We start from the raw sequence: 24,641 nt of genomic DNA, 5'->3' as shown, positions 1-24,641 counted from the left end.
CGGCCTGCCCGGTCAGGCCGCCTGCGCCTGCCCGGCCAGGTCGTCGGCCGACGCCACGACGACGCCGTACGCGTCGGCGACGGTCGCCAGCGCCGCGTGGTGGAGCTCCTCCGCCGACACCTGAGCGACCGCGGTGGCGAGCGGCCGGGTGGCGCAGGCCTGGGCGACCACGGTGGGCCGGTTGCCCCGCAGCGCCGCGCCCTGGGACGTGAAGGCCACGCACATGTGGGTCATGAACCCGACCACCACGACGTCGTCGTGCCCGGCGGCGTCCACGAGGTCGCCCAGGTCGGTGCCGCGGAACGAGTCCGGCGCGGTCTTGGTGACCAACGCCTCACCGGGAGCGGGCGCGACGCGCGGGTGGATCTGCCCGAGCTCGGTGTCCAGGTCGTACGGCGAGCCCGTACCGCCGTCGTGCTGCACGTGGATCACCGTGGACCTCGCCGCCCGCGCGCGGGCCAGGAGGTCCGCCGCCGCGTCCAGAGCCGGCCCCCAGCCGTGGAGCTCCATCACGCCGCGCGTGTAGGTGTTCTGGTAGTCGACGAGGATCACGGTCGCGTCGGCCAGGTCGGCCGGCGTCTGGTCGCTGCCGCTGAGCTCGCGCAGGGTCGTGCTGGTCATGGGGTTCCTTCCGCAGGAGGTCAGGGGTCGCCACCGGTGGGCGGCTCGCCTCGACGCTACGGCCCGGCTATCGTGTCGGCAATGTCGTGCAACCCGCAGATTCGGACATTGCCATGATCGAGCGCCTGATGGTGGTCACCCTGTTCGACGGCGTCGACCTGCTCGACGTCACCGGGCCGGCCGAGGTGTTCGCCCTGGTGCCGCGGGTGACCACCGATCCGCCTGGGTACCAGGTGGTCCTCGCCGCGGAGACCCTCGACCCGGTGACCACGTCCGCGGGCGTGCGCGTGCTGCCCGACGCCACGTTCGACGACCTCGCGGGACGCGCCGTGGACACCCTCGTCGTGCCGGGCGCCGTCGAGCTCGACGACGAGCGCCGGGTGCGCGCCGTCGTCGACCCCGGCGTGGTGGAGCGGGTGCGCGAGCTGGCCCCGCGCACCCGGCGGCTGGCGTCCGTCTGCGTCGGGGCGCACGTGCTCGCCGACGCCGGGCTCCTCGACGGCGTGCGCGCCACCACGCACTGGTCCACCGCCCAACAGCTTGCCGACGAGCACCCCCGGGTGCGCGTCGACCCGGACCCGATCTTCGTCCGCGACGGCGACACCTGGACGGGCGCGGGCCTCACGGCGTGCCTCGACCTCACGCTCGCGCTGGTCGCCGACGACCACGGGCAGGAGGTCGCGCTGCGCGTCGCCCGGCAGCTCGTGATGTACCTCAAGCGGCCGGGCGGGCAGAGCCAGTTCTCCGTCTCGACGGACCCGCGGGCGACGTCCCGCCGCATCGAGGACCTCCGCCATCACGTGCAGCGCCACGTCGCGTCGCCGCTGACGGTCGCCGACCTGGCCGCGCACGCGCACCTCAGCGAGCGCCAGGTCACCCGGCTCTTCAGGACCGAGCTGGGCACCACGCCGGCGGCCTACGTCGAGTCGGTCCGCGTCGAGGTCGCGCGGCAGCGGCTCGAGACCACCGACGACACGCTGGAGCGCGTCGCGACCGCCTGCGGGTTCGGCACGACCGACACGCTCGCCCGGGCGTTCCGGCGTCGGCTGGACACCACCCCGGCGCAGTACCGCGCCCGGTTCCGCCTCGCGAGCTGAGCCGCGCACCTCACACCGGCCGGGGCCGGGTCGCGGGATGGCTCGCGACCCGGCCCGTGTTGTGCCCGGCATGCGAGCCATCACCTACAGCCAGTTCGGCAGCGCCGACGTCCTCGAGCTCACCGAGCAGCCCGACCCGCACCCCGGGGCCGACGTCGTCGTCGTGCGCGTGCGCGCCGCGTCCGTCAACCCGGTCGACTGGGTGGTCCGCCAGGGCTACCTCGAGGGCGTGCTCGACACCCAGTTCCCGGCGATCCCGGGCTGGGACGTGGCGGGCGTCGTCGAGCAGGTCGGCCTCGACACCCCCGAGCTCCAGGTGGGCGACGAGGTCTACGGCTACGTGCGCAAGGACTGGGTGCACGGCGGCACGTTCGCCGAGCTGGTCGCCGCGCCGGTGCGGACCCTGGCCCGCAAGCCCGCGTCGCTGAGCTTCGAGGAGGCCGCGGCCGTGCCGCTCGCCGGGCTCACGGCCTACCAGTCGATCCTGCGGTCCGGCGTCCGCGAGGGCCAGACCGTGCTGGTGCACGCGGCGGCCGGCGGAGTAGGCTCGTTCGCCGTCCAGATCGCCCGCAGCCTGGGCGCGCGCGTCATCGGGACGGCGAGCGAGGCCAACCACGACTTCCTGCGCGGTCTCGGGGTCGAGCCCGTGGCGTACGGCGACGGTCTCGTCGAGCGCGTGCGGGCGCTGGCTCCCCAGGGGGTCGACGTCGCCCTCGACTACGCCGGCGGCGACGCCGTCGCGGCGAGCGCGCAGCTGCTCGCCCCCGGCGGCACGATCACGTCCATCACGGACGCCGCCGCCCGGACCGAGCACGGCGGGCACTACGTCTGGGTGCGCCCCTCGAGCGCGGACCTCGAGGCCCTCGGCGCGCTCATCGACGCCGGCAAGGTCGCCGTCGAGGTGGGTCAGGTCTTCGACCTCGCCGACACGGCCGACGCGCACCGGGCCAGCGAGACCCGGCACGGGCGCGGCAAGATCGTCGTGCGCGTCTGATCGTGGTGCAGGCCGCGGTCCGAGGCGGCACGCTGGGCTCATGACGCCCTTCTCCCCCGCCGTGTACGCCGACCGCCGCCGCAGGGCCGCCGCACAGGCGGCCGCCGCTGGCCTCTCCGGGGTGCTGGTGACGCCCGGCCCCGACCTGCGCTACTTCCTCGGCTACACCCCGTCGGCCGACACCGAGCGGCTCACGCTGCTCACGATCCCGGCCGACGGCGGCTCCGACCCCGTCGCCGTCGTGCCGAAGCTGGAGGCGCACGACCTCGAGGTGGGCGCCGTCGGCGGCATCGAGGCGATCGCCTGGTCGGACGGCGAGGACGAGCACGCCGTCGCCGCCCGGCTGCTGCGCCCCGACGGGCGGTACGCCATCAGCGACGCCGCCTGGGCGCTGCACGTGCTGGGCCTGCAGCGCACCTTGCCCGCCTCGTCGTACGCCGCCGTGACGACGGCGCTGCCGATGCTGCGGGCGGCCAAGTCGCCCGATGAGGTCGCGCGGCTCGCGGCCGCGGGAGCGGGGGCGGACGCGGTGTTCGCGGAGATCGTCACGCGCCGGTTCGCCGGCCGCGCGGAGCGCGAGGTGTCCGACGACCTCGACGCGCTGCTGCGCTCCCACGGTCACGAGCAGGTGGACTTCACCCTCGTGTGCGCGGGCGAGAACGGTGCCGACCCGCATCACGAGGCGGGCGACCGCGTGATCCGCCCGGGCGACATGGTGGTCATGGACTTCGGCGGCCTCGCCGACGGCTACGGCTCCGACACCACCCGCACCGTGCACGTGGGCGAGCCCACCGCCCGCGAGCAGGAGGTGCACGACGTGGTGCGCGTCGCCCAACAGGCCGGCGTCGACGCCGTGCGACCCGGCGCGACCTGCCAGGACGTGGACCGCGCGTCGCGCGCCGTCATCACGGACGCCGGCTTCGGCGAGTACTTCGTGCACCGCACGGGCCACGGCATCGGCCTGACGACGCACGAGCCGCCGTACATGGTGGAGGGCGAGGAGACGCCGATCGAGGCGGGGATGTGCTTCTCCGTGGAGCCCGGGATCTACCTGCCGGGCGAGTTCGGCGTGCGCATCGAGGACATCGTCGTCGCGTTCCCGTCCGGGGTGCCCGGCCTGGCGGACGCCCCCGACGGCGGCGTGCGCCTCAACACCTCACGGCACGAGGTCGTCGTCGTCGAGTAGCCCCGCGCACCCTCAGCTGGGCGACGCCTTGCCGTGCCGCCAGTACCCGATGAAGTCGACGTGCGCCTTCGGCCACTGCCGGTCGTTCACCAGGTGCCGACGCACCCCGGCGGCGAGCGCCTGCTCCCCCGCGACGAGCGCGTAGCCGTCGCGGGCGGGCAGCCCCGCCTCGTGGAACGTGTCGCGGACGAACGCGAGGGCCGCCCGGCCGGGCACCTCCCCGAGGGCCGCGTCGTCGGCCGCGGCACGCTCGCGCACCACCCACCGCAGGTCGACGCCGTCGGGCACACGGAAGTCCTGGCGGTCGTCCGCGGTGGGCACCTCGACGACGGCGACGCCGCGCGCGTCGTCGGGGAGCGACTCGCAGATGCCGGCGACGGCGGGCAGGCCGCTCTCGTCCGCGACGAGCAGCGTCCAGGCGCACCCGGGCCGCGGCCGGTGGTACGCCCCCTGGTCGAGGATGCCGACCCGGTCGCCCGGCCGGGCCGCCGCCGCGAACCCGGCGCCCGGCCCGGTCGGCGCGGCGGGGTCGGCACCGTCGTCGTGCCCGTGCAGCACGAAGTCGACGTCGATCTCCCCGAGGTCCGGCCGCGCGGCACGGATCGTGTAGTTGCGCACCAGCGGGCGCCGGGCCCGCGGCGTCGCGAGGTACTGCGCGTACCAGCCGAGGTTCGACGTGCGCGTCGGGAGCTTCAGCGCGTCCTGGCCGGGGCGCGGGAGGAACAGGCGGAACCACTGGTCGTCGCCCACGAGCGTGAGGCGGTCGATGTCGTCGATGCCGAGCGTGACCCGGCGCAGGTGGGGGCTCACCTGCTTGGTCGTCACCACCTCGGCCACGAGGACGTGCGGGTCGACCGGCTTGCGCAGACTGGAGGTGCTCACGAAGGTAAGGTTAGGCGACCCTCACTTCTATGACCAGACCCGTGCCGGACACTGGACACGTGCCCCGTCGACACCCGCGCGCCCGGTCCCGCGCGACGCCCACCCGCCGGCCGGCCGCGGTGCTGGCCGCGCCGGCCGTGCTGGCCGTGCTGGCCCTGCTCACGCTGGGCGCGTGCACACCGTCGGACCCCACGCCGACCGCGCCGGCGACGCCCTCGGCCTCCCCCACCCCGACGACGAGCTCGACGGCGGACACGACCGCCGGCGTCCAGGTCGCCGCCGGGGACGTGACGCTGGAGGTGACGGCGCCGGGAGCGACGGTCGACGACCCGCGCGTGCGCACCTCCCCCGGGCCGGACGCCACCACCGCCACCGTGACGATCGGGGCGCCGCCCCACGACACCGACGCCGCGAGCCCCCCGGCGGCGCCGCGGGTGGCACTGACGTCGCCCGGGACGCTCTCCCCGAACGTCGACGGCAGCGTCACCGTGCTCGACGACGGCGGCGCGGCCGTGGGCGGTCTCACCGTCCCGCAGGGAGCACGGCTCGTCGCGCTGGACGGCACCCATCTCGAGGTGCGCACCACGGCGTCGGGCGCCGAGCGCGACGAGGTCACGACCACCCTCGGCACGGCCGCCGTCGCGGGGACCGACTGGGGTGAGCGCGAGGGCGGCCGCTCGCTCGCGGTCGAGCCGACGGACTGGGCGCGCGGCGCCGGCCAGGCCGGTGTCGACCTCGTCTGGGCCGAGCTCGTCGCGACCGACCCCGCGGTGGACGTCCCGACGATGCGCGACCAGCTCGAGTGCCATGCGATCGGGGCGCCGGACAAGGACACGTGGAACCTCGAGCCCTGGCGGCCCGACGTCGGCCTGGTCGCGACGATGGCGGCCCGCTGCAACCCCACCCCTTGACACATTCCGATATCGGCATACATTGGGTCTGTGGCACGTGCAGCGACGACGACGGACGCGTTCAACGCGGTGGCCGAGCCCCGGCGCCGCGAGATCCTCGACGCCCTGGCGCACCAGGAGCGCAGCGTCGGTGAGCTCGCCGAGCTGCTCCACGTCGCCCAGCCCGTGGTCTCCAAGCACCTCAAGGTGCTGCGGGAGGTCGGGCTGGTCGAGGTCCGCGACGACGGTCGTCGTCGCCTCTACCGCGTCGACAGCCGGCCCCTGCGGGAGATCCACGCCTGGGCCGGCCGGTACGAGCGGCTCTGGGAAGAGCGGTTCGCGCTGGTCGACGAGGTGCTCGCCGAGCTGGCGCTCGAGAGCCCGGACGACGCGGGTCGGCAGTAGCCCATCTGAGGCACCACCAGGCACCACGAGGCACCACGAGGCACCACGAGGAGTCACCATGGCCAGCACCACCACCGGCAGCGCCGTCCTGACGCTGCCGAACGACACGGACATCCGGGTCGTCCGCCGGTTCGCCGCCCCCGCGGCCGCCGTCTGGCGCGTCTTCACCGAGCCCGACCTCATCGCCCGCTGGTGGGCCGGGCAGCGCGGCACCGTCACCAGCGTCGAGATCGACCCGCGACCGGGCGGCACGTACCGCTACGTCATGCAGGCCGAGGGCGGCTTCGAGGTCGCCTTCCACGGCGAGTTCACCGAGGTGGTCCCCACCGAGCGCCTCGTGCACACGGAGGTCTACGAGGGGATGCCCGACGGCGACACCGCGGCCACCCTGAACACCTACACGTTCGCCGAGGACGGCGGCGCCACCACGCTCACGCTCGTCACGCGTGCGCCCAGCCGTGAGGTGCGCGACGCGATCGTCGGATCCGGCATGGAGGGCGGCCTCCAGGAGGGCTTCGACCTCGTCGACGAGCTCGCCGCGGCCCTCGCCTCCCGCTGACCGGGGCGGCCCCGTCGGTCGAGCCTGTCGAGACCTCCGGAACGTTCCGGGTCGTCTCGACGGGCTCGACCGGCGTCCGGGGTCAGACGGCGGTGTAACCGCCGTCGACCAGCCAGTACGCGCCGGTGACGAACGACGCGTCGTCGGACAGCAGGAACCGCACGACGGCCGCCACCTCCTGCGCGGTGCCGAGACGCCCGAGCACGTGCTTGCCCTCCAGCGACCGGCGCGCCTCGGGCGAGAGGCTGGACTCGACCAGAGGCGTCTTGATGTAGCCGGGGCCGACGGCGTTGACGCGCAGCCCCTGCGCGCCGTACTCGGCGGCGGCGTTCTTCGTGATGCCGACGACGCCGTGCTTGGCGGCCGTGTAGGCGCCGTTGCCGATCGCGGCGACCGTGCCGTGGATCGACGCCATGTTGACGATCGCGCTCTCGCCCGCGCCCCGCTCGAGCATCGCCGGGATCTGCGCCCGCATGCCGTAGAGCACGCCGTTGAGGTTGATGTCGATGACGCGGTCCCAGTCGTCCAGGTCGGTCTCGCCGGCCGGTGCCTGCTTGCCGCCGATGCCGGCGTTGTTCACGGCATAGTTGAGCCCGCCGAACGTGGCCTTCGCGAACTCCACCGCCTTCGTCGAGTCCTCCTTCACCGCGGTGTTCTGCTCGAACGGCGCGGCCTCGCCGCCGGCGGCGACGATCTCGTCGGCCACACGCTGGGCCGCGTCCAGCCGGATGTCGGTGACCACGACCTTGGCGCCGTGCGCCGCGAGCTCCTTGCTCACCGCCTCGCCGATGCCCGATCCGCCGCCCGTCACGAGCGCGACCCGTCCCTGGAAGCTGCCGCCTGTCGCCATGTCCGTACTCCTTCGCATCACGCCCCGGCGGGCGGGGGCGCGCGGTTGCGTGACGACGGCCCGGACGGGACGAACGACCGCCCCGTCGACCTCGTGGGTCAGGGGCGCTGACCCTTCGACCGTAAGCCCGCGCGACGGACGTCGAGCCCCGGTCGGGGCCGAGAGTGACGCACTAGACGCCGGCGTCAGCACCCTCCGGAGCCCGGTGGAGATCGGCCAGGACCTCGGCCTCCTCCGCGCCGGTCAGGCCGGTGACGACGGCGTCGGGGGTCGCGCGCAGCCACGCGAGCGTGTCGCGGGCGGTGTCCTCGACCGGCCGCGGGTCCAGCCCCGCTGCGATCGCGGGCGCGGAGTCGTGCGCCGGCATCCCGGCGTACTCGGGCCTCGGCAGCCACAGCGGCAGCGACCGTTCCCCGGACCACGGTCGGACGTCGGCCGCCTCGAGGGCGGCGTCGTCCGCCCACACCCAGCGCGGCTCGGCACCGACACCGCGCGCCACCGCGGCGAGCAGCTCGCCGACCGGGGCGAGCGGCCCGACGGCGTCGTAGGTCCCCTCCGTCCGTCGCGCGGCGAGGTCCACGACCCAGGCCGCGAGGTCGCGGACGTCGATCACCTGCACCGGGTCGTCCGGGTCGCCCGGCGCCAGGACGTCGGTGGCACCCTCGGGCACCCTGGCCAGGCGCGCCGGCCAGTACGCGAACCGTCCGCTCGGGTCGCCCGGGCCCACGATCAGCCCCGGGCGCACGACCGCCGCGGTCGCCGCTCCCGCGCGGACGAGCTCCTCGCACGCGACCTTCATCGCACCGTAGGCCTCCGGGCCCTCCGCCCCGTCGACGTCGTCGGGCTGGGGCTCGCGCAGCCGCCCGACCCCGGGTCCGCCCGGGTCGGCGTCGTCCGCGTAGACGTTGACCGTCGACACGAACACCCAGTGCGCGTCAGACAGCGCCGCGACCGCGCGTCGCACGTGCGACGGCGTGCGCGACACGTCCACGACGGCGTCGAAGCGCCCGGTCGCCAGGGCCTCCGGGAACGGGTCGGCCCGGTCCAGCGTCACGTGCCGCACCCCGTCCGGGACCGGACCCGACCGGCCGCGGTTCGCGGCCACCACCTCGTGCCCGCGCGCCACGGCGTCCGCCGCCACCGCCCTCGACAGGAACACCGACCCACCCAGCACCAGCAGCCTCATGAGCACCACCTTGGCGCACCGCGACGCCGCGCGCCCCGCCTTCTGCCCGCGGCAGAACATCCCGGGACGCCGACGCGCTAGCGTCCGGTGACATGACCGACGAGCTGCCCGACGAGCTGCCCCGATCCGTACCTGTCCGCGCGGCGTTCGACGTGCTCGTGCGCTTCTCCCCCGCGGCGCTCGTGTACCACTCCGTGCGCTCCACGCTGCTGGCGGCCGACCTCGGGCGCCGGCTCCGCCTCCCCGTCGACGACGAGGTGCTCGCCGTCGCGGGCCTCCTGCACGACACCGGCCTCACGGCCGCCTTCGACGCGCACGCCGAGCCGTTCGAGGTCGCGGGCGGCAACGTGGCCTGGGCGGTCACCGCGGGCGCCGGCTGGAGCACGCAGCGCCGTGACCGCGCTGCGCGGGCGGTCGTCGACCACATGCTCGACGACGACGACGTCCCGCCGGGAGAGCGCCCCGAGGGGTACCTGCTCGCCCGGTCCACAGGCGCCGACGTCAGCGGCCGCGGCCTCGAGCACTGGCCCACGACGCTCCGCACCGACCTCGAGGCCCGGTGGCCACGGCTCGACTTCCGCGACACGTTCAGCGCCTGCCTCCGGGACCAGGCCGCGCGCAAGGCCGGGTCGGTCGTGGCCGGCTACGTCGCCGCGGGTGGTGCCGACCGGGTCCGTTGACCGTCCCGTCGTCGACGGCAGTGCGACGCTCACCAGCGCTGCGCGACGTCCTCGGCCCAGCCGTCGAGCCCGTCGATCTCGAGGCGCGCACCGTCGTCGGTCGTGATCCAGCCCGACCACGACCCGAAGCACTGATGCGTCGACGACGCGACGAGGCCGAGCTGCGTCCTGCTCACGCGGTCGTGGGCAGGGAGGAACGTGAGGTCCAGCCGGTCGCCGCGCACGCGCCAGGGCTCCAGGTGGGCGCCGCGGTCGAACGCCCAGTCGAGCTCGTCGTGGAGCTTGTGCACGCGCCCGTCCACGAGCACGCCGTTCTCGGTGGTCGCACCGGAGCGCGTCCACGTCCCGCCCAGCTGCAGCGCCACCTCGTGCCGCGCGCCGTCGGCGGCGACGCCGTCGCCGAAACCCACGCCCCACTGCCACGCGGCGCGGTACGGCCACCGGCCACGGCCGTGGTCCAGCACGGCCCACGAGCCCTCCGGCACTGACCTCACCGCGCCGTCGACCCGGAGCGTGCCGGTGGCCGGCAGCCCGACGTCCTTCACCGTGTACTGGAACCGCCGGTCCGACCAGGGCACGACCACGCCCACCAGCTCTCGGCCCACCGGCCGGGCCACCGTCACGTCGAGGTCCACGTGGGACGTCCGGGCACGCAGGCGCGTGCCGCCTGGCCCCTCGTCGACGGCGATGGCCACGGCCCGCGTGCGCGACCGGACCGGGCCGGACCCGAGGCGACCGGGCAGCGTCGCCGACCGGTTCGACGGCGAGATCGCGACCGCGTCGATCTCCTCGCCCGACGCCCGGTCCAGCGCCCACACCTGGTGCAGCGCCGCATAGTCCAGCGCGGACGTGGTGAGCGCGACGACATGGTCCGGCGTCACGACGGCCCAGTACTCCCACCGCTTGTTCCGACCGAGGCCCCGCAGGCCACGACCGATACCGGACGTGTCGTGCAGCGACGTCCGCGACCACCCGATCGCGTCGGGGTTCAGGCGCCCGTCCGGGAGGCAGAGGGCGACGTCGGCGGTGATCTCGCGCTCGGTCCGCCCTTCGGTCAGCCGCTCGCTCGGACGCTCGCTCGGATGGTCGGTCACGGGGCGAGGCTAGCGCCGCCTGCTAGCGTCCCGGCGTGCCCGACTCCCGCGCTTCCGCCGTCACGTTCCGCCCCGCCACCCGCGACGACCTGCCGCGCGTCGTCGAGCTCATCGCCGACGACGCCGTCGCCGCCGCCCGCACCGGGTCGTTCGGGCCGGCCCACGTCGCGGGCTTCGAGGCGATCGAGGCCAGCCCGAACGACGAGCTGGTCGTGGCCGAGCTGGACGGCTCGGTGGTCGGCGTCATGCAGCTGACGTTCGTGCCCGGCATCTCCCGCAACGGCGCCACCCGGCTGCTGGTCGAGGCCGTGCGCGTCGACGCGGCACTGCGCGGCCGGGGGCTGGGCCGGGCGCTGATGGAGCACGCGCACGAGCGCGGCCGCGAGCGCGGCTGCGTGATGGCCCAGCTCACCTCGGACAAGCAGCGCCCGGACGCCCACCGCTTCTACCGCTCGCTGGGCTACGCGCAGTCGCACGAGGGCTTCAAGCTGCCCCTGTGACCTCGGGACCGCCGGCCGTCGGTGCCGTGGGGGCCGGGGGCCGGCGCACGTCGCGGATGCCGACCATGCTCACCAGTCCGCCCAGCACCAGCAGCCCGGCGGTGACCAGCAGCGCACGGTGGAACGACGCGACGTCGAGCACCCCGCCGAGGATGACGCCCGCGAACGCGACGGTCAGCAGCCCCGCCACGCGCGAGACGGCGTTGTTCACGGCCGAGGCGATGCCCGCGTCCGCGGGCGGCGCCGCGCCCAGGATCGCCGCCGTCAGCGGCGCGACGGTGATGGACAGGCCGAGGCCGAACACCAGCAGCCCTGGCAGCACCTGGGTGACGTAGGTCGCGCTCTCGTCCATCGTGAGGAGCAACAGGTAGCCGGCGCCCGCGACGACGGGCCCGACGGTCATGAACCAGCGCGCCCCGTACCGTGCCGCGAGCGTGCCGAACCTGGTCGACAGGGCGAGCATCGCGAGCGTCGACGGCAGCTGCGCCACCCCGGCGGCGGTGGCCGAGTAGCCCGCCACCTGCTGCAGGAACAGCCCCAGCACGAACCCGCCCAGCGAGAGGGCCCCGTAGACGGCGAACGTCGCGACGTTGCCCCACGCGAAGTTGCGGGCCGCGAACAGCCGGGGCGGCATCATCGGGTCGCGCGCCCGCCGCTCGTACACGACGAACACGATCAGCAGCGCGACCCCGACGCCCACGAACGCCCAGGTCCGTTCGATCAGCCCGTACACGCCCGCCGCCAGGCCGGTGGCGGCGAGCACGGCGCCCGGCACGTCGAGCCGCCGCCCGGTCTCGAGACGCACCTCGGGCACGGGGCGCAGCAGGACCAGCGTGACCACGACGACGGGCAGGTTGATCCAGAACACCCACCGCCACGACAGCAGGTCCACCAGCCCGCCGCCCACGAACGGGCCGACGATCATCGCCGTCCCCGTCCAGGCCGTCCACCGCCCGATGGCGCGTCCCTGCGCCTCGCCGTCGAACGTCGAGATGATCAGCGCCAGCGAGCTCGGCACGAGCAGCGCCCCGGCCACGCCCTGCAGCAGCCGGGCCCCCACGAGCACGGGTCCCGTCGGCGCGATCGCGCACAGCACCGACGCCGCGGCGAACCCCACGAGCCCGGCGACCAGCACGCGCCGCCGCCCGTACAGGTCCGACAACGAGCCGGCGAGCAGGATGAGCGAGCCGAGCGTCACCAGGTAGCCGTCCACCACCCACTGCTGCAGCCCGAGGCGGGCCTCCCCCGTGCCGCCCAGCTCGTCCCCGATGGCGGGCAGCGCCACGTTGACGACCGTGCCGTCGAGGAACGACACGAACGAGGCGAGGATCGCGACCACCAGGACGCGGCTGCGCAGCCTGGCCTCGGGCGTCGCGTCGGGCACGGACGGCGGGCTCACCGGTTCACGGTACGGCGCAATGCCGGTGACGCGCCGTGCGGGGGACGCTAGCGTCGCCGACGTGACCCTCGAATTCCGCCGCACCACCTTCGCCGACGTCCCTGCCTCCCGCCGCCTCGGCGCCGAGGCCTTCGGCGTCTCGCCGCACCCGCTGCCCGACCCCGACCCCGACGCGTGGCCGTTGCCGAACATCCGGCCCTGGGTGGCGACGGACGACGGCGAGGTGGTCGCAGGCCTGGGCGTGCGGTCGTTCACGTCGTGGTTCCACGGCGCCCGGCTGCCGACGGCGGGCTTCGCCGGCGTCACCGTCGCAGCCGAGCGCCGTGGCTCCGGTCTCCTGCGGCCGCTGATGGAGGCGGCGCTCGCGGAGGCCCGCGCCCTGGGCGACGTCGTCTCGACGCTCTACCCCTCGTCGGCGGGCATCTACCGCGGCCTGGGCTACGAGGTCGTCGGCGCGTTCGAGGACGTGCGCGTCCCGATGGCGGCCCTCGCGGCGGTGCCCCCGCCCGGGGGCGACGTGCGCGCGCGACGGGCGACCGCCGACGACGTCCCCGCGGTCCGGCACGTGTACGAGGCGTGGGCGTCCGCGCAGAACGGCCCTCTCTCCCGGGTCGAGGCCCCGTTCGCCATGGAGGCCGACGAGCTGGTCGGCCCCGGCTCCGACTACACCGGCGTCAGCCTCGCGGTGCGCGGCAGCGGGGCCGACGAGGAGGTGCTCGGCTTCGCGAGCTGGTCGCGCGGGCCGGGCTACGACCGGACCAACACCATCGAGGTCGACGACCTGGTCGCGCTCACGCCCGACGCGGCGCGGGTGCTGTGGCGGCTGCTCGGGTCGTTCGCGTCGGTCGCCGGCTGGGTGCAGGTCAGCACGTCGGGCGGCTGGTCCGGCCTCGACGCCGCACGGCTCGTGCTGCCCGACCACGCGTCCACCTCGGCCCCGCGTCCGTACATGCTGCGCCTGCTCGACGTGCCCGGGGCGCTCGGCGCCGCCCGGGTCGCCCCGGTGTCGGCCCGCGTGCCGTTCGCCGTCTCGGACGCGCGCACCCCGGACCTCGAGGGCGCGTGGACGCTCGAGGCCGCGCACGGCACGGTCCGCGTGGCGCCCGACGGCGCGGCCACGCCGGGAGATCGCCCGACCTTCACCTCGGCCGGGTTGGCGCAGTCGTACGCAGGCGCGCAGTCGTGCGCGAACCTGCGGCTCACGGGGGGCCTCGCCGGCCCCACCGACCACGACGCCGTGTGGGACGCCCTGTGGGGCGGACGCCAGGTGCATGTGCGCGACTACTTCTGAGGCGCGCACCGGAGCTCGCCACCATACCGAGAGGTAGGTATGGTGGCGACATGAATACATCGACCGACGCGCGCGGGCGGCTCGTGGCCGCCGCGCAGGAGATGTTCGCGGCCCAGGGCGTGGGGGCCACCAGCCCCCGCCAGGTCCTGGCGGCCAGCGGGGTGGGGCAGGGCAGCCTCTACCACCACTTCCCCACCAAGCACGACCTCGCCGCCGCCGCCGTCGGCGCCACCGTCGCCGACGCGCTCGCGGCGGCCCGGCGCGACCTCGACGACGCCCCGGACGGCGACCGCACGGACGCCCTCGCCCGCGTGGTCGCCTACCTCGAGCGCCCGCGCGACGCCCTCGCCGGCTGCAAGGTCGGGCGCCTCACCAGCGACCAGGCCGTCATGGACGACGACGGGCTGCGCGACGTCGTCACCGCCTACTTCGTCCGCCTGCTCGACGCCGTGGCCGCGACCCTGCGCGACGCAGGCCTGCCCGAGGGCGCCGCCCGGGACCGCGCGCACGCGGCCGTCGCCATCGTCCAGGGCGGGTACGTGCTCGCCCGCGCCACCGGCGACCCCGACGCGATGCGGGCCGCCGTGCGCGGTTTCGTGACGCTGCTGACCGACAACCCCGAGGAGACCGCATGACCTTCCGCGAACGCCTGCGCGCCCTGCCGACCTTCCCGCCAGGGCTGCCCCCGTTCGGCGTCGACCTCGACGACCTCACGACCGCCCCCGCCACGCCGCAGGAGCTGTTCGGCCGGTGGTTCGACGACGCGCTCGCGGCCGGCGTGGGCACCCCGCACGCCGCGACGCTCTCGACGGCGGACGCCGCCGGTCACGTGCACGCCCGGACGCTGGTGATCAAGGACGTCACCGACGACGGCTGGTGGTTCGCCGGGCACGCGACGAGCCCCAAGGGCCGCGACCTGGCACAGAACGCGCACGCGGCGCTCACCGTCTTCTGGCGCGACCTGGGGCGCCAGGTGCGCGTCACCGGCCGCGCGACCTCGGCCGGCGGCGAGGCCGGGGCCGCCGACTTCCGCGCGCGCCCGGACGGCTCGCGCGCCGCCGGCCTGGTCGGCCACCAGAGCGAGCCCCTGGGCTCGCAGCAGGAGTACTGGGACGCCTTCGCGGACCGCCTGGTCGAGGCCCGCGAACAGCCCGCGGCCGTCGCGCCCGCCTGGACCGCGTGGGCACTCGCGCCCGCCACGGTCGAGTTCTGGCAGGCCAGCGACGACCGCGGCCAGACCCGGCTGCGCTACCGCGCGACCGACCCGACCGCGGCGACCGAGACCGCCCCCACCTGGACCAAGGAGCTGCTGTGGCCGTGACCCGCCCTGACACCGCCCACACCCACCTCGTCGCGCACGCCCTCGCCGACGCGGACGCCGCGCTCGCCGCGCTGATCGACGTGGTGCGCGGCCTGCCCGACGACGCGGGCGCCGACCCGTCGCCCCTGGACGGGTGGAGCCGCGGCCACGTGCTGTCGCACGTGGCGAACGTGGGATCGGCGCTCGCCCGGCAGGCCGAGTTCGCGGCCCGCGGGGAGAAGGTCGCGCCGTACGACGGCGGGCGGACCGGCCGCGCTGCCGCGATCGAGGCGGGCGCGGACCGCTCCGCGGCTGAGCACGCGGCAGCCCTGGAGGTCTCGCGGGCCCGCCTCGCCGCGGCCTGGCCCGCACCGGGCGACGCGCTCTGGGCGGCCCCGGTCGCCTATCGGGACGGCGTCCTCGTCGACGCCCTGCTGGCCTGGTGGCGCGAGGCGCGCATCCACGCGGTCGACGCGACGGTGGGCGTCGACGCCGCGGGGCTGGGCTACGGGTCCTGGGACGACGCGTTCTGCGCGCACCTGCGCGACTTCCTCGCGGTGCGGCTGCCCGGTGCGGACGGCACCGGTGCCCGGCTGGAGCTCGTCGGCGACCCGCGCGACGTCGCGGCCTGGCTCGCCGGGCGCGAGCCGTCCGGCCCGGTCTCGGCGCTGCGGGACGGCGCGGCCGCGGCGCTGCCGGAGCTCGGGCCGTGGCCGTCGTCGTCGGCCCCGACGCGCTGACCTGCGGCTCCGAGAATCGGCGATGTGACCCACGTCACTGCAGGTCAGAGGGCCGTGTGAGGTTGCTCTCATTCTTTGTGACAGTTTTCACGCGCGGCGTATGGTGACGTGGTGACTTCGAGTGCTACGACTGCTGGGGCCCCCACTGGGGCCGACGTCGATGTCGTCCTCATCGGCGGCGGGATCATGAGCGCCACGCTCGGCACGCTGCTCCAGCAGCTCGAGCCGTCGTGGTCGATCCGTATCTACGAGCGGCTCGACGACGTGGCGCAGGAGTCGTCGAACCCGTGGAACAACGCGGGCACCGGGCACGCCGCGCTCTGCGAGCTCAACTACACGCCCGAGCGCAAGGACGGCTCGATCGACATCTCCAAGGCGGTGGCGATCAACGAGCAGTTCGAGATCTCGCGCGAGCTGTGGCAGCACCTGCTCGCCACCGGGCGCATCAAGGACGACTCGTTCCTCAGCAACACCCCGCACATGACGTTCGTGCGCGGCGAGAAGAACGTCGACTACCTGCGCCGCCGGTACGAGACGCTGCGCGTGCACCCCCTGTTCCGCGACCTCGAGTACAGCACCGACCGGGCCACCGTCGGCCGCTGGGCGCCCCTGCTGACCACCGAGCGGGACGCCGACGAGCCGATCGCCGCTACCCGCGCGACGTCGGGCACCGACGTCGACTTCGGCAACCTCACCCGTCAGCTCGTCGACGGCCTCCTCGCGAACGGCGCCGAGCTCAACCTGCAGCACGAGGTGAAGAGCCTCAAGCGCACCAAGGACGGCCGCTGGCGCCTGCGCGTCAAGGACCGGTCCTGGAACGCCCGGAACCGCACCAGCACCGTGACCGCGAAGTTCGTCTTCGTCGGCGCGGGCGGCGGCGCGCTCCCCCTGCTCCAGTCGGCCGGCATCCCGGAGATCAAGGGCTTCGGCGGCTTCCCGATCTCCGGCGAGTTCCTGCGCACCGACAACCCGGAGCTCGTCGCGCAGCACCAGGCCAAGGTGTACGGGAAGGCCGACGTCGGCGCCCCGCCGATGTCGGTGCCGCACCTCGACACCCGTGTGGTGGACGGCAAAACGTACCTCATGTTCGGCCCCTACGCCGGCTTCAGCCCCAAGTACCTCAAGAAGGGCAAGTACCTGGGCCTGATCACCTCGCTGCGGGCGAACAACGTCACGTCGATGCTCGGCGCGGGCCTCAAGAACCTCGACCTCACCCAGTACCTCGTGGGCCAGCTGATGGCCGCGCCGGAGACCAAGTTCCAGGCGCTGCAGCAGTTCATGCCGACCGCCCACCCCAAGGACTGGGAGAAGCTGACCGCCGGCCAGCGCGTGCAGGTCATCAAGCGCGACGCCGACGGCAAGGGCGTGCTGCAGTTCGGCACCGAGATCGTCACCGGCGCCGAGGGCTCCATCGCCGGCCTGCTCGGCGCCTCGCCGGGTGCCTCCACCGCCGCCTCCGCGATGGTGGACCTGCTGGAGCGGTGCTTCCCGTGGCGCTTCACCAAGTGGCGCGCGGAGCTGGCGAGCGTCATGCCCAGCCTCGACGGCGTGCCCGCCGACGCCAGCACGATCGACGCGACGCCGGTGCCCGAGACGCCGTACCTGCACGCCGACGGCGTCCTCGACGCCGCGGTCTACGACTCCCAGGCCGACTCCCGGATCTGACCGGGCCGGTCCCCGCCGCGACACCTCCTCTCGGCGGCGTCAGAGAGCCTGGACGATCTTGTCCACCTGCTCCCTGGCGTCGCCGAAGAGCATCCGGGTGTTCTCCCGGAAGAACAGCGGGTTCTGCACGCCCGCGTACCCGGTGGCGAGCGACCGCTTGAACACCACGACGTCGCGCGCCTTCCACGCCTCGATGACCGGCATGCCGGCGATCGGCGACGACGGGTCGTCCTGCGCCGCAGGGTTCACCGTGTCGTTGGCGCCGATGACGAGCACGACGTCGGTGGCCGGCAGGTCGGGGTTGACCTCCTCCATGCCCAGCACCAGGTCGTAGGGCACACGCGCCTCGGCGAGCAGCACGTTCATGTGCCCCGGCAGCCGCCCGGCCACCGGGTGCACGCCGAACCGCACCGTGACGCCGCGCTCCCGCAGGTGCTCCGCGAGGTCCGCCACGGGATGCTGCGCCTTCGCCACCGCCATGCCGTAGCCGGGCACGACGACGACCGACCGCGCCGCGGTGAGCAGGGCCGCCACCTCGTCGGGAGACGTCGCGCGCACCTCGCCGGCCTGGACCGCCTCGACCGCGGCGCCGCCGACCGGGCCGCCCGTCGCTCCCGCCCCGAAGCCGCCGAGGACCACCGACCAGAACGACCGGTTCATCGCCCGGCACATGAGGTAGCTGAGGATCGCACCGGAGGCGCCGACGAGCGCGCCCGTGATGATCAGCAGGTCGTTGCCGAGCGTGAAGCCCGCCGCCGCGGCGGCCCAGCCGGAGTACGAGTTGAGCATCGACACCACGACCGGCATGTCCCCGCCGCCGATCGCCGCGACGAGGTGCCAGCCGAGGGCGAGGGCCACGAGCGTCATGAGCAGCAGCGGGAGCACCGCGACGCCCCCGTCCGCGGCGACGAACCAGGCCAGCAGGCCGGCGCACGCGACGAGCGCCAGCAGGTTGAGCGCGTGCCGGCCCGGCAGGGTCAGTGGCGCCGACGGCAGCCGCCCGGACAGCTTGCCGAACGCGACGACCGAGCCCGTGAAGGTGACCGCGCCGATGAGCACGCCGAGGAAGACCTCGACCCGGTGCACGGTGTCCCCGCCCGCGGCTGCGGCGCCCACGGGCTCGGCGAGGAACGAGCCGTACCCCACCAGCACCGCCGAGAGCCCGACGAACGAGTGGAGCAGGGCGATGAGCTCCGGCATCTGGGTCATCTCGACGCGCCGCGCCCGCCACGACCCCACCGCCGCGCCCACCACGAGCACCAGCAGGATCAGCCCGGCCGTCACCGGCCACGGGCGCTGCGATCGGTCGAGGGCGAGCGCGATCGTGGCCACGATCGCGAGGCCCATGCCGAGCATGCCGAGCACGGTGCCGCGCCGCGCGGACTCCTGGGCCGACAGCCCGGCGAGGGACAGCACGAACAGCAGCCCCGCGATCACGTACGCGGCCTGTGCCACCGACGTCACCGTCATGCCGCGCCCCCGCCCGGGGTGTCGCGGCGGAACATGCCCAGCATCCGCCGGGTCACGAGGAAGCCGCCGAAGACGTTGACGCTCGCGAGCGCCGCCGCGACGACGGCGAGCGTCGTGACCAGGGGCGAGGAGTCCCCGATCTGCAGCAGCGCGCCCACCATGATGATGCCGCTGATCGCGTTGGTCTGGGCCATGAGCGGGGTGTGCAGGGCGTGCGTGACGTTCGAGATGACGTAGAAGCCCACCACCACGGCCAGCGCGAACACGGTGAGGTGCCCGACGGCGTCCGGCGGCGAGGCGGCGATCAGCAGGCCTACGGCGACGGCGCCGAGCGCGCCCAGCACCGTGCGGCGCATCGCGCGGCGACGCCCCTCGGCTGCGGGGTCCGCCACGGCCGCCGCGGCCGCCGGCTCCGGGGCGGGCGGGGGCGGCGCGGCCGACACGGCGACGGGCGGGGGCGGCCACGTCACCGCGCCCTCGTGGGTGACGGTCATGCCGCGGACCACCGGGTCGTCGAGGTCCAGCACCAACCGGCCGTCCTCCCCGGGCGTGAGCAGGGTGAGCAGGTTGACCACCACGGTGCCGAGCAGCCGGGAGCTGTGCTGGGGCAGGCGGGCGGCCAGGTCGGTGTACCCGAGCACGACGACTCCCCGGGCGGTGACGACCCGCTCCCCCGGCACGGTCGCCTCGCAGTTGCCGCCGCCGGGAGCGGCGAGGTCGACCACCACCGACCCCGGCCGCATCGCGTCGAGCATCGCGCGGGTGATCGTCGTGGGTGCCGTGCCGCGCACGAGGGCGGTCGTGACGACGACGTCCGCCTGCGCGGACTGCTCCGCGTACGCGCGCAGGGCGGCGGCCTCCTGGTCCGCGCTCTGCGCACTGGCGTACCCGTCGGCGCTGACCTGCTGGACGGCGTCGTCCGCGCCCACCACGCGGGCTCCGAGCGACTCGATCTGCTCCGCAGCCTCGGGCCGCACGTCGAAGGCGTGCACGTCGGCGCCCAGGCTCACGGCCGTGCCGACGGCGGCCAGCCCGGCGACGCCGGCGCCGATGACGAACACCCGCGCGGGCGGCGTGCTCCCGGCGGCCGTCACCTGGCCGGCGAACATGCCGCCGTACTCCTCGGCGGCCTCGACCACCGCGCGGTAGCCGGCCACGTTGGACAGCGCCGACAGCACGTCGAGGGCCTGCGCGCGGGAGATCCGCGGTACGGCGTCGAGGGCGAGGGCGGTCACGCCGCGGACGGCGAGGCCGCCGAGCAGTTCCGGGCTGCCGGCCGGGGCGAGCTGGGACACCAGGACCGAGCCCGCACGCAGCAGGTCGAGCTCGGCCGGGCCGGGCGGGTGGAGGGTGACCACGACGTCCGCCGCCCACACGTCCGCGCGGTCGGCGACGCGCGCCCCGGCGGAGACGTACTCGTGCGCCGGCAGGCGTGCCCCGTCGCCCGCCCCGGGCTCCACGACCACGTCGTGACCGAGCTCCGCGAGCCTGCGCGCGGCGTCGGGGGTGACGGCGACGAGCCGCGGGTCCGCGCCGGCCGTGCGGGGGACGCCGATACGCATGGCCGCCTCCCTCAGCGCGCTGCGTCGAGCAGGCCGCGCAGGGCGCCCCACGCCGTCCAGCGGTCGACCTCGACCACGGCGGTCACGCGGGCGCGGTCCCGCACCGCGTACGGGTCGCCGGTGTAGTGGCGCGCGATGCGGTCGGTGTCGGCGAGGTCGGCGTCGTCGCGCCAGGCGGTGACGCGGCCGAGGAGGGTGGCGTGCGTGTACCAGTCGTCGTCCAGCACGGTGAGGCTCACATGCGGGTTCGCCCGCAGGTGCTCCACCCGCCTGCGGGTGGCGTCGAGGTTCACGAGCACGTGCCATCCGCCCGCGCCGTCCTCCTCGAGCAGGTACCACGTCGCGGCCGTGACAGGGCTGCCGTCAGGGCGGACGACGCCGATCACGGCGGGCTGGGGGCGGCGCAGCAGGTCGAGCACGGGGGCCGGGAACGGCGGACGGGGCATCGCTGACTCCTCGCTGACTCCTGTGGTGCAGGGCACTTTCGGTCGCTCGGCGCCGACGCTACGCCCTGGACGTGCGCGGACGCACGCGCTCGGGTCGTGTCACGGTGCCGCTAGGGTCCCGGGTAACCGCTTGCCAGCGGCACCCCTCGCGACCCGCATCCCGGAGGACCCCATGCCCCGCACCGTCCACCTCGTCGGCGACTCCACCGCCGGCCCGAAGAGCCGCGCCGCCGCCCCGGAGACCGGCTGGGGGATGGCCCTGCCGTACTACCTGGACGACACCGTCGCCGTCGCCAACCACGCGCGCAACGGGCGCAGCACCCGGAGCTTCGTCGCCCAGGGCCGGCTGGACGCCGTCGCGCGCGACCTGCAGCCGGGCGACGTGCTGCTGGTCCAGTTCGGCCACAACGACGCGAAGGTCGAGGACCCGGAGCGCCACACCGAGCCGTGGACGAGCTACACCGAGCACCTCGGGCTCTACCTGGACGCCGCTCGCGCCGCCGGCGCGCGGCCCGTGCTCGCCACCTCGGTCGAGCGCCGGCGCTTCGACGACGCCGGCCGGGCCGTCCCCGCCCACGGCGACTACCCGGCCGCGATGCGCGCGCTCGCCGAGCGCGAGGACGTGCCCGTGATCGACGTGCAGCGAGAGTCCCTGGCGCTCTGGGACGGGCTGGGGCCCGAGCGCACGCTGCACTACTTCTTCCACGCCGACGACGGACGCCGCGACGACACGCACTTCAACCCGCCCGGCGCGGCGGCGGTCGCGCGGATCGTCGCCGCCGGGCTCGTCGGGGCCGGCGTGCTCGAGGCCGCCGACGTGCGCCGCCTGGACGAGGACGTCCCCGACGCGTGGTTCCGCTGGCTGGACGGCGATCCGACCTGACCCGACCTGACCCGACCTGGCACGACCGCCGTCGGTCGAGCCTGTCGAGACCACGCGGACGTTTCCCGAGCCCGGGGTCACCGGGTAGGGTGTGGAACACGCTGGAACCGGTTCCAGGCTGTCGACACTCCGGGAGGACCGCGTGGTCACGCTCCGCGACGTCGCACGCGTAGCGGGCGTCTCGCTCGCCACGGCGTCGCGTGCGATGAGCGACGCGCCGCACGTGTCGGCGGCCAACCGCGAGCAGGTGGCCCGTGCCGCCGAGTCGCTCGGCTACCGCCCCCACCCCGCGGCCCGGGCCCTGACCACCGGCAGCACCGGCACGGTCGGGCTCGTCGTGCCGGACCTCGCGAACCCGTTCTTCGCCGCCGTCGCCAAGGGCGTGCAGGCGCGGGCCCGCGAGACGGGCCGCGACGTCCTCGTCGCCGACACCGACGAGGACGTGGCCGTCGAACCCGACGTCATCACCCGCCTGGGCGACCGCGTGGACGGTCTCGTGCTCTGCTCGCCGCGCCTGCCCGCCGATGCCCTCGGGCCGCTCCTGGCGGCCGCCGGCGGGCCGGTCGCCCTGGTGAACCGCGAGACGCCCGACGCCCCGTCCGTCTCCTTCGACATCGCCGACGGCGTCCGCCAGGCGCTCGACCACCTGCGCGCCCTCGGCCACGACGTCGTCGCCTACGCGGGCGGCCCGCGCACCTCGTGGTCGGACGGCGAGCGCCGCACCGCGCTCGGCGCCCTCGCCGGCGATACGGTGCTCGACCTCGGCAGCTTCCGGCCCACGCACGGCGGCGGCGTCCAGGCCGCGGACCTCGCCCTCGCGGCCGGCGCCACCGCGGTGCTCTGCTTCAACGACCTCGTCGCGCTGGGCGTCCTGGCCCGGCTGCACGCGCGCGGCGTCGCCACCCCTGCCGACGTCTCGGTGGTCGGGTTCGACGACGTCGCCGCCGCGTCGCTGGTGACCCCGGCGCTGACCACCGTCGCCGTCCCGCTGGCACGCGCGGGCCGCACCGCCGTCGACCTGCTCGGCGCCGCGTCCGCGCCGCCGGACCACCGCCGGCTGCCCGTGGAGCTCGTCGTGCGCTCCTCGACGGCCCCGGCGCCGCCCACCCCCGTCCAGCCGGACCCCCGTACGACAGTCCCCCGCACCGCAGATCCCGAGGTCGTGATCCGATGAGCACCGCCCCGCACCACCCGTTGCTGCCGCTCGCGGCGGCCCCCGCCCCCCGGGCGGCTGCCGAGCCGCCGCTGCCCGGCGTCGTCGACCTCGCCGACGTCGCGCTGCTGCTGCGCCCGGCCGACGACGTCGCCGTCACGACGCGCCAGGTGCCCGCCGGCACCACCGTGCGACTGCCCGACGGCTCCGAGGCGACCACGCGCTCGACGCTGCCGCGCGGGCACAAGCTCGCCGTCCGCCCCGTGGCCGCCGGGGTCGAGGTCCGCAAGTACGGACAGTCCATCGGGCGGGCGAAGCGCGACGTCACACCGGGCGACCACGTGCACACGCACAACCTGGGCATGGACGACGGCGCCCGCGAGTACGAGTTCGGCACCGCCCGCACCACGCTCCCGGCGCCGGAGCGTCCGCGGACGTTCCAGGGCTACCGCCGGTCGGACGGGCGCTGGGGCACCAGGAACTACGTCGGCATCCTCACCTCGGTGAACTGTTCGGCGTCCACCGCACGGATGATCGCTGACCAGTTCCGCGGACCCGTGCTCGACGCCTACCCCCACGTCGACGGGGTGGTCGCGCTCACGCACGACACCGGCTGCGGCCTGGTGCCCACGTCCGAGGGCGCGCAGGTCACGCTGCGCACGTTGCGCGGCTACGCGAGCCACGTCAACATGGCGGGCCTGCTCGTCGTCGGGCTCGGCTGCGAGATGCTGCCGGCCGCCTCCGTGCTGGACGGGCTGGAGCTGCGCGACGACCTGCCGGTGCGCACGCTCACCATCCAGGACACCGGTGGCATCCGCGCCACGGTGCGGGCCGGTGCTGCCGCCGTCACCGAGATGCTGCCGGAGATCGACAGGCTGCGGCGCGAGGAGGCACCGGCCTCCGAGCTCGTGCTGGGGCTGAACTGCGGCGGGTCCGACGGGTTCTCCGGGATCACCGCCAACCCCGCGCTGGGCCACGCGTCCGACCTGCTCGTCGCGCAGGGCGGCACGTCGATCCTCGCCGAGACGCCCGAGGTGTTCGGCGCCGAGCACCTGCTGCTGCGCCGCGCGGTCTCGCGTGAGGTGGGCCAGCGGCTGCTGGACCGCCTCGACTGGTGGCAGGGCTACGCGGCGGCAGGCGGCGGCACCCTCGACAACAACCCGTCGCCCGGCAACAAGGCCGGCGGCCTCACGACGATCCTCGAGAAGTCCCTCGGCGCCGTCGCCAAGGCCGGCACCGCCGACCTCGTGGCCGTGCACGAGTACGCCGAGCCGGTCACCGAGCGCGGCATGACGTTCATGGACACCCCCGGCTACGACCCGGTGTCCGTGACCGGGATCGTCGCGGGCGGAGCGAACGTCGTCGTCTTCACCACCGGCCGGGGCTCCGTGCTGGGCTGCAAGCCGTCGCCGTCGATCAAGGTCGCGACCAACTCCGACACCTACCGCCGGATGCGCGAGGACATGGACCTCGACGCCGGGCGGATCGTCGAGACGGGGATCTCCGTCGAGGAGGTGGGCGCCGAGCTGTTCGAGAAGATCCTCGCCGTCGCGTCCGGCGAGCAGACCGTCTCGGAGGAGCTCGACCTGGGGTCCGACGAGTTCGTGCCGTGGCAGCTCGGCGCGGTCACCTGACCCGGCACCCCGCCTCGAGGCTCTCCCAGGGATCGCGCACGCCCTCGGTCGCGCGCCCGATCTCCCCGGCGACGGCGGCGGTCACGTCCGCGTGCACGGCGGCGAACAGCCCTCGGACGTGCCGGCTGCCGCCCGGTTCTACGCCGACCTGCTG

At 75.2% G+C, this 24,641-nt stretch carries 25 protein-coding genes; 16 read left to right on the top strand and 9 right to left on the bottom strand.

The window, feature by feature from the left end:
• Positions 1–12 precede the first annotated feature (12 nt).
• Positions 13–621, bottom strand: coding sequence for an isochorismatase family protein (locus B5Y66_RS12365; RefSeq protein ID WP_079574791.1), 609 nt, complete (start codon positions 619–621; stop codon positions 13–15).
• A gap of 113 nt (positions 622–734) precedes the next feature.
• Here B5Y66_RS12365 and B5Y66_RS12360 point away from each other — a divergent pair, with 113 nt between their 5' ends.
• The 3 genes from B5Y66_RS12360 to B5Y66_RS12350 all read left to right on the top strand — a co-directional run bounded on the left by B5Y66_RS12360 (position 735) and on the right by B5Y66_RS12350 (position 3,898).
• Positions 735–1,718 carry a GlxA family transcriptional regulator gene (locus B5Y66_RS12360; protein ID WP_079574790.1) on the top strand — a complete coding sequence of 328 codons (984 nt, stop codon included), beginning with the start codon at positions 735–737 and terminating at the stop codon, positions 1,716–1,718.
• 70 nt (positions 1,719–1,788) lie between these two features.
• Positions 1,789–2,712, top strand: a complete 924-nt coding sequence (locus B5Y66_RS12355) for an NADP-dependent oxidoreductase (protein WP_079574789.1) — start codon at positions 1,789–1,791, stop codon at positions 2,710–2,712.
• A gap of 40 nt (positions 2,713–2,752) precedes the next feature.
• Complete coding sequence (locus B5Y66_RS12350; protein ID WP_079574788.1) at positions 2,753–3,898, top strand: aminopeptidase P family protein; 1,146 nt, start codon at positions 2,753–2,755, stop codon at positions 3,896–3,898.
• Positions 3,899–3,910: 12 nt separating this feature from the next.
• Here B5Y66_RS12350 and B5Y66_RS12345 read toward each other — a convergent pair whose 3' ends face one another.
• Positions 3,911–4,780: a siderophore-interacting protein gene (locus tag B5Y66_RS12345; RefSeq protein ID WP_245807085.1), complete on the bottom strand. Its 870-nt coding sequence runs from the start codon at positions 4,778–4,780 to the stop codon at positions 3,911–3,913.
• Positions 4,781–4,839: 59 nt separating this feature from the next.
• Here B5Y66_RS12345 and B5Y66_RS22730 point away from each other — a divergent pair, with 59 nt between their 5' ends.
• From B5Y66_RS22730 to B5Y66_RS12330, 3 genes are read left to right on the top strand one after another with little or no spacing between them, the layout of a single operon-like run.
• Complete coding sequence (locus B5Y66_RS22730) at positions 4,840–5,691, top strand: DUF2599 domain-containing protein (protein ID WP_245807084.1); 852 nt, start codon at positions 4,840–4,842, stop codon at positions 5,689–5,691.
• Positions 5,692–5,721: 30 nt separating this feature from the next.
• A complete protein-coding gene (locus tag B5Y66_RS12335) occupies positions 5,722–6,075 on the top strand; it encodes an ArsR/SmtB family transcription factor (protein WP_079574787.1) in 354 nt (117 codons plus the stop codon).
• Between the two features lie 58 nt (positions 6,076–6,133).
• A complete protein-coding gene (locus B5Y66_RS12330) occupies positions 6,134–6,634 on the top strand; it encodes an SRPBCC family protein (protein ID WP_079574786.1) in 501 nt (166 codons plus the stop codon).
• Between the two features lie 82 nt (positions 6,635–6,716).
• On the opposite strand, the gene B5Y66_RS12325 is transcribed toward B5Y66_RS12330, so the two are convergent.
• Entirely contained in the window at positions 6,717–7,484 is a 768-nt protein-coding gene (locus B5Y66_RS12325) for an SDR family NAD(P)-dependent oxidoreductase (protein ID WP_079574785.1), read from the bottom strand.
• A gap of 172 nt (positions 7,485–7,656) precedes the next feature.
• Complete coding sequence (locus tag B5Y66_RS12320) at positions 7,657–8,670, bottom strand: NAD-dependent epimerase/dehydratase family protein (protein WP_079575021.1); 1,014 nt, start codon at positions 8,668–8,670, stop codon at positions 7,657–7,659.
• 92 nt (positions 8,671–8,762) lie between these two features.
• Here B5Y66_RS12320 and B5Y66_RS12315 point away from each other — a divergent pair, with 92 nt between their 5' ends.
• The gene (locus B5Y66_RS12315) at positions 8,763–9,350 is read left to right on the top strand and encodes an HD domain-containing protein (protein ID WP_079574784.1); all 588 of its coding nucleotides are present in this window, start codon (positions 8,763–8,765) and stop codon (positions 9,348–9,350) included.
• Positions 9,351–9,379: 29 nt separating this feature from the next.
• On the opposite strand, the gene B5Y66_RS12310 is transcribed toward B5Y66_RS12315, so the two are convergent.
• Entirely contained in the window at positions 9,380–10,444 is a 1,065-nt protein-coding gene (locus tag B5Y66_RS12310; RefSeq protein WP_245807083.1) for a DUF2804 domain-containing protein, read from the bottom strand.
• Between the two features lie 35 nt (positions 10,445–10,479).
• Here B5Y66_RS12310 and B5Y66_RS12305 point away from each other — a divergent pair, with 35 nt between their 5' ends.
• Positions 10,480–10,944, top strand: a complete 465-nt coding sequence (locus B5Y66_RS12305) for a GNAT family N-acetyltransferase (RefSeq protein WP_079574783.1) — start codon at positions 10,480–10,482, stop codon at positions 10,942–10,944.
• Here B5Y66_RS12305 and B5Y66_RS12300 read toward each other — a convergent pair.
• Positions 10,928–12,343: an MFS transporter gene (locus tag B5Y66_RS12300; RefSeq protein WP_176168848.1), complete on the bottom strand. Its 1,416-nt coding sequence runs from the start codon at positions 12,341–12,343 to the stop codon at positions 10,928–10,930. The two genes, B5Y66_RS12305 and B5Y66_RS12300, sit on opposite strands and share 17 nt — an antisense overlap.
• Positions 12,344–12,404: 61 nt before the next feature.
• Between B5Y66_RS12300 and B5Y66_RS12295 the strand changes: the two genes are divergently transcribed.
• The 5 genes from B5Y66_RS12295 to mqo all read left to right on the top strand — a co-directional run bounded on the left by B5Y66_RS12295 (position 12,405) and on the right by mqo (position 17,339).
• On the top strand, positions 12,405–13,634 hold the full coding sequence (locus B5Y66_RS12295; protein WP_176168859.1) for a GNAT family N-acetyltransferase: 1,230 nt from the start codon (positions 12,405–12,407) through the stop codon (positions 13,632–13,634).
• Positions 13,635–13,684: 50 nt separating this feature from the next.
• Positions 13,685–14,269, top strand: a complete 585-nt coding sequence (locus tag B5Y66_RS12290) for a TetR/AcrR family transcriptional regulator (RefSeq protein ID WP_079574781.1) — start codon at positions 13,685–13,687, stop codon at positions 14,267–14,269.
• Entirely contained in the window at positions 14,266–14,955 is a 690-nt protein-coding gene (locus B5Y66_RS12285; RefSeq protein ID WP_079574780.1) for a pyridoxine/pyridoxamine 5'-phosphate oxidase, read from the top strand. Before B5Y66_RS12290 ends, B5Y66_RS12285 begins: the two co-directional genes overlap by 4 nt.
• Positions 14,952–15,674 carry a maleylpyruvate isomerase family mycothiol-dependent enzyme gene (locus B5Y66_RS12280; RefSeq protein WP_176168858.1) on the top strand — a complete coding sequence of 241 codons (723 nt, stop codon included), beginning with the start codon at positions 14,952–14,954 and terminating at the stop codon, positions 15,672–15,674. The genes B5Y66_RS12285 and B5Y66_RS12280 overlap by 4 nt, the downstream gene beginning before the upstream one ends.
• A 108-nt stretch (positions 15,675–15,782) precedes the next feature.
• Positions 15,783–17,339, top strand: coding sequence for a malate dehydrogenase (quinone) (gene mqo / locus B5Y66_RS12275; RefSeq protein ID WP_281252001.1), 1,557 nt, complete (start codon positions 15,783–15,785; stop codon positions 17,337–17,339).
• 39 nt (positions 17,340–17,378) lie between these two features.
• Here mqo and pntB read toward each other — a convergent pair whose 3' ends face one another.
• The 3 genes from pntB to B5Y66_RS12260 are packed head-to-tail and all read right to left on the bottom strand — an operon-like array spanning position 17,379 to position 20,817.
• On the bottom strand, positions 17,379–18,809 hold the full coding sequence (pntB, locus tag B5Y66_RS12270) for a Re/Si-specific NAD(P)(+) transhydrogenase subunit beta (protein ID WP_079574777.1): 1,431 nt from the start codon (positions 18,807–18,809) through the stop codon (positions 17,379–17,381).
• On the bottom strand, positions 18,806–20,371 hold the full coding sequence (locus tag B5Y66_RS12265; RefSeq protein WP_079574776.1) for a Re/Si-specific NAD(P)(+) transhydrogenase subunit alpha: 1,566 nt from the start codon (positions 20,369–20,371) through the stop codon (positions 18,806–18,808). Before B5Y66_RS12265 ends, pntB begins: the two co-directional genes overlap by 4 nt.
• A gap of 11 nt (positions 20,372–20,382) precedes the next feature.
• A complete protein-coding gene (locus tag B5Y66_RS12260) occupies positions 20,383–20,817 on the bottom strand; it encodes a pyridoxamine 5'-phosphate oxidase family protein (protein ID WP_079574775.1) in 435 nt (144 codons plus the stop codon).
• Between the two features lie 172 nt (positions 20,818–20,989).
• Between B5Y66_RS12260 and B5Y66_RS12255 the strand changes: the two genes are divergently transcribed.
• From B5Y66_RS12255 to B5Y66_RS12245, 3 genes are all read left to right on the top strand, one after another.
• Complete coding sequence (locus B5Y66_RS12255; RefSeq protein WP_079574774.1) at positions 20,990–21,700, top strand: rhamnogalacturonan acetylesterase; 711 nt, start codon at positions 20,990–20,992, stop codon at positions 21,698–21,700.
• 142 nt (positions 21,701–21,842) lie between these two features.
• Positions 21,843–22,874 carry a LacI family DNA-binding transcriptional regulator gene (locus B5Y66_RS12250; RefSeq protein ID WP_079574773.1) on the top strand — a complete coding sequence of 344 codons (1,032 nt, stop codon included), beginning with the start codon at positions 21,843–21,845 and terminating at the stop codon, positions 22,872–22,874.
• Positions 22,871–24,487: a UxaA family hydrolase gene (locus B5Y66_RS12245; RefSeq protein ID WP_079574772.1), complete on the top strand. Its 1,617-nt coding sequence runs from the start codon at positions 22,871–22,873 to the stop codon at positions 24,485–24,487. The genes B5Y66_RS12250 and B5Y66_RS12245 overlap by 4 nt, the downstream gene beginning before the upstream one ends.
• Positions 24,488–24,641 lie beyond the last annotated feature (154 nt).

The sequence above is a fragment of the Krasilnikoviella flava genome (assembly GCF_900167525.1).
Classification (GTDB): domain Bacteria; phylum Actinomycetota; class Actinomycetes; order Actinomycetales; family Cellulomonadaceae; genus Isoptericola; species Isoptericola flavus.
Note: the sequence above shows the minus strand (reverse complement) of the source record. Positions and strands in the feature narration are given on the sequence as shown.

Bases quoted from the DNA above. Each gene is read 5' to 3' on its own strand.
- B5Y66_RS12365 (WP_079574791.1), bottom strand. From the start codon at position 621: ATGACCAGCACGACCCTGCGCGAGCTCAGCGGCAGCGACCAGACGCCG.
- B5Y66_RS12360 (WP_079574790.1), top strand. From the start codon at position 735: ATGATCGAGCGCCTGATGGTGGTCACCCTGTTCGACGGCGTCGACCTG.
- B5Y66_RS12355 (WP_079574789.1), top strand. From the start codon at position 1,789: ATGCGAGCCATCACCTACAGCCAGTTCGGCAGCGCCGACGTCCTCGAG.
- B5Y66_RS12350 (WP_079574788.1), top strand. From the start codon at position 2,753: ATGACGCCCTTCTCCCCCGCCGTGTACGCCGACCGCCGCCGCAGGGCC.
- B5Y66_RS12330 (WP_079574786.1), top strand. From the start codon at position 6,134: ATGGCCAGCACCACCACCGGCAGCGCCGTCCTGACGCTGCCGAACGAC.
- B5Y66_RS12325 (WP_079574785.1), bottom strand. From the start codon at position 7,484: ATGGCGACAGGCGGCAGCTTCCAGGGACGGGTCGCGCTCGTGACGGGC.
- B5Y66_RS12320 (WP_079575021.1), bottom strand. From the start codon at position 8,670: ATGAGGCTGCTGGTGCTGGGTGGGTCGGTGTTCCTGTCGAGGGCGGTG.
- B5Y66_RS12315 (WP_079574784.1), top strand. From the start codon at position 8,763: ATGACCGACGAGCTGCCCGACGAGCTGCCCCGATCCGTACCTGTCCGC.
- B5Y66_RS12290 (WP_079574781.1), top strand. From the start codon at position 13,685: ATGAATACATCGACCGACGCGCGCGGGCGGCTCGTGGCCGCCGCGCAG.
- B5Y66_RS12285 (WP_079574780.1), top strand. From the start codon at position 14,266: ATGACCTTCCGCGAACGCCTGCGCGCCCTGCCGACCTTCCCGCCAGGG.
- pntB (WP_079574777.1), bottom strand. From the start codon at position 18,809: ATGACGGTGACGTCGGTGGCACAGGCCGCGTACGTGATCGCGGGGCTG.
- B5Y66_RS12265 (WP_079574776.1), bottom strand. From the start codon at position 20,371: ATGCGTATCGGCGTCCCCCGCACGGCCGGCGCGGACCCGCGGCTCGTC.
- B5Y66_RS12260 (WP_079574775.1), bottom strand. From the start codon at position 20,817: ATGCCCCGTCCGCCGTTCCCGGCCCCCGTGCTCGACCTGCTGCGCCGC.
- B5Y66_RS12255 (WP_079574774.1), top strand. From the start codon at position 20,990: ATGCCCCGCACCGTCCACCTCGTCGGCGACTCCACCGCCGGCCCGAAG.
- B5Y66_RS12245 (WP_079574772.1), top strand. From the start codon at position 22,871: ATGAGCACCGCCCCGCACCACCCGTTGCTGCCGCTCGCGGCGGCCCCC.